Annotated in this window: 1 protein-coding gene; it reads left to right on the forward strand. The window is 62.7% G+C overall.

All coding sequences use genetic code 11. From position 1 onward, the window contains the following. Window positions 1–3698, forward strand: a 3698-nt coding sequence (locus APH25_RS21235; RefSeq protein WP_256217601.1) for an Ig-like domain-containing protein, incomplete at both ends; no start/stop codon positions are given.

Here is a 3698-nt window from a genome sequence, read left to right on the forward strand (position 1 = left end):
CTGCCAACGGCACCTTCCTGGTCAGCCTCGATCCTGCTGCACAGCCCGGCGAGCAACTGAGCCTGGTGCAAATCGACCCAAGCGGTAACGCTTCGGTGGCCGTGGATTACGAGGTTCCCGTTACTACTGCACCAGAAAGCCCAACCAATCTGGCCATTAGCGCGGATGGTACAGCGCTGACGGGTACTGCGCCGGCTGGCTCTCGCGTAGAAGCCCGTGGGGCAGATGGCACGTTGATCGGTCGTGCTGTTGCCAATGCCGATGGCACCTTCAGCATCCCGCTGAATCCAGCCCAGGCCAACGGTGAATTGCTGGACGTGGTGGCCATCGAAAACGGCCTGTCTTCCCTCCCCGCCCAAGTCACCGCCCCCGATATCACCGCACCTGCGGCGCCGACCGAATTGGCCGTCAGCGCAGACGGGACTGTAATTACTGGCCGCGCAGAACCGGGTAGCACCGTACGTATCCTGGGTGCCAACGGTACTGAACTTGGCACCGCAGTGGTCGGCGCAACGGGCTTGTTCAGCATCAATCTGACACCACCTCAGGTAGATGGCGAAGTGCTGCAAGCCACCGCTACAGATGCGGCTGGTAATACATCCGCCGCTGGCACCGTGACTGCGCCGGACATCGATGGCGTGGATACCACGCCGCCTGCGGCACCTGTTGACCTGATGGTTGGCCTTGCCGGTACTCAATTGACTGGCCGAGGCGAAGCCGGCACCATCGTGCAGGTGCGTGATGCCGCAGGTAATGTCATTGCCACTGGGGCCGTAGGGCCGAATGGCACATTTGCAGTGTCGCTGAACCCTGCTGTGAAAGACGGCAGCACCCTGCAAGTCATCCTCACCGATGCTGCGGGCAATGTTTCGCAACCAGGCAGCGTCGCCTCGCCCGACCTCACTGCACCCGCGCAACCCACCGACTTGGCCTTGGCAGATGGCGTGACCTTCACCGGTCGCGGTGAATCGGGTGCTACCGTGCAGGTGCGTGATGCCGCTGGCACCCTGATCGGCACTGGCATTGTCGGGTCTGACGGACTGTTCAGCCTGACTTTGTCGCCAGCCCAGGCCAATGGCCAAGCCCTGGATGTACAGCTGGTCGATGCTGCAGGCAACGTTTCTGCACCTCTGCAATTCGATGCACCCGACATCACCCCGCCCGATGCGGTGACCAATATTCTGGTCGGTCCTGGCGGCACTGCCCTGAGCGGGCGAGGCGAAGCCGGCGCTACCGTCGAGGTGCGTGACGCCGACGGCGATCTGCTGGGCCGTGGCGTGGTCAATGCCAACGGCACCTTCCTGGTCAGCCTCGATCCTGCTGCACAGCCCGGCGAGCAACTGAGCCTGGTGCAAATCGACCCAAGCGGTAACGCTTCGGTGGCCGTGGATTACGAGGTTCCCGTTACTACTGCACCAGAAAGCCCAACCAATCTGGCCATTAGCGCGGATGGTACAGCGCTGACGGGTACTGCGCCGGCTGGCTCTCGCGTAGAAGCCCGTGGGGCAGATGGCACGTTGATCGGTAGTGCTGTTGCCAATGCCGATGGCACCTTCAGTATCACGCTGAATCCAGCACAGGCCAACGGTGAATTTCTGGACGTGGTGGCCATCGAAAACGGCCTGTCTTCCCTCCCCGCCCAAGTCACCGCCCCCGATATCACCGCACCTGCGGCACCGACCGAATTGGCCGTCAGCGCAGACGGGACTGTAATCACTGGCCGCGCAGAACCGGGTAGCACCGTACGTATCCTGAGTGCCAACGGCACTGAGCTTGGCACCGCAGTGGTCGGCGCAACGGGCTTGTTCAGCATCAGCCTGATGCCACCCCAGGTGGATGGCGAAGTGCTGCAAGCCACCGCCACCGATGCCGCTGGCAATACATCAACCGCCAGCACCGTGACCGCGCCGGACATCGACGGCGTCGATACCACGCCACCTGATGCACCTATCAATCTGGTGGTGGGCCTTGCCGGTACTCAATTGACTGGCCGCGGTGAAGCCGGCACCACCGTGCAGGTGCGTGATGCCGCAGGTAATGTCATTGCCACTGGGGCCGTAGGGCCGAATGGCACATTTGCAGTGTCGCTGAACCCTGCTGTGAAAGACGGCAGCACCCTGCAAGTCATCCTCACCGATGCTGCGGGCAATGTTTCGCAACCAGGCAGCGTCGCCTCGCCCGACCTCACTGCACCCGCGCAACCCACCGACCTGGCCTTGGCAGATGGCGTGACCTTCACCGGTCGCGGTGAACCCGGCGCCACGGTTCAGGTGTGTGATGCCGCTGGCGCTCTGATCGGCACTGGCGTTGTCGGTTCAGACGGGCTGTTCAGCCTGACCTTGTCGCCAGCCCAGGCCAACGGCCAGGCACTGGATGTACGGCTAATCGATGCTGCTGGTAACGTTTCTGCACCCCTGCAATTCGATGCACCCGACATCACCCCGCCCGATGCGGTGACCAATATTCTGGTCGGTCCTGGCGGCACTGCTCTGAGCGGGCGAGGCGAACCCGGCGCTACTGTCGAAGTGCGTGACGCCGACGGCAATCTGCTGGGCCGTGGCTTGGTCACTGCCAACGGCACCTTCCTGGTCAGCCTCGATCCTGCTGCACAGCCCGGCGAGCAATTGAGCCTGGTTCAAATCGACGGTAGCGGAAACGTTTCGGTCGCCGTCGATTACGAGGTCCCTCTTATTACCGTGCCGGAGAGCCCGACCAACCTGATCGTCAACGCGGACGGTACAGCGCTGACGGGTACTGCGCCGGCTGGCTCTCGCGTAGAAGTCCGTGGGGCAGATGGTACGTTGATCGGTAGTGCTGTTGCCAATGCCGATGGCACCTTCAGCATCCCGCTCAATCCAGCCCAAGCCAACGGTGAATTGCTGGATGTAGTCGCCATTCAAGACGGCATGTCTTCACTCCCCGCCCAAGTCACGGCACCTGACATCACCGCGCCAGATGCGCCAGCCCAACTTACGATAAGCGCTGACGGCAGTCTGGTGACCGGTAGTGCAGAGCCCGGCAGCACCGTGCGTGTAACCACTGCCGACGGCACGCAGCTCGGCACCGCACTGGTAGGACCAACGGGCATTTTCAACATCACCCTCAGCCCGCCACAGGTAGACGGCGAAGTGCTGCGCGCCACTGCCACAGATGCTGCTGGCAATACCTCCGAAGCCAGTACGTTTACGGCGCCTGATATCGACGGCGTCGACACCACGCCACCGGCTGCCCCGGTGGATCTGGCGATCGGTTCAGCGGGCACTCAGCTCACCGGTCGCGGCGAAGCCGGTGCTACCGTGCAGATTCGTGATGCCGCAGGTAATGTTATCGCCACTGGGACTGTAGGATCGGATGGCACATTTGCAGTGTCGCTGAACCCTGCGGTGAAAGACGGCAGCACCCTGCAGGTTACCCTTACCGATGCCGCTGGCAACGTATCGCAACCAGGCAGCGTCGCCTCGCCGGACCTCACTGCTCCCGCACAACCCACCGACCTGGCTTTGGTAGATGGCGTTACCTTCACCGGTCGCGGTGAGCCGGGCGCTACCGTTCAGGTGCGTGATGCCGCTGGCACCGTGATAGGGACTGGCATCGTCGGATCGGACGGGCTGTTCAACATCACGCTCTCCCCTGCACAGGCCAACGGCCAAGCCCTGGATGTACAGCTGGTCGATGCTGCCGGTAACGTTTCTGCACCC

The sequence above is a fragment of the Pseudomonas sp. NBRC 111119 genome (assembly GCF_001320125.1).
Lineage (GTDB): Bacteria > Pseudomonadota > Gammaproteobacteria > Pseudomonadales > Pseudomonadaceae > Aquipseudomonas > Aquipseudomonas parafulva.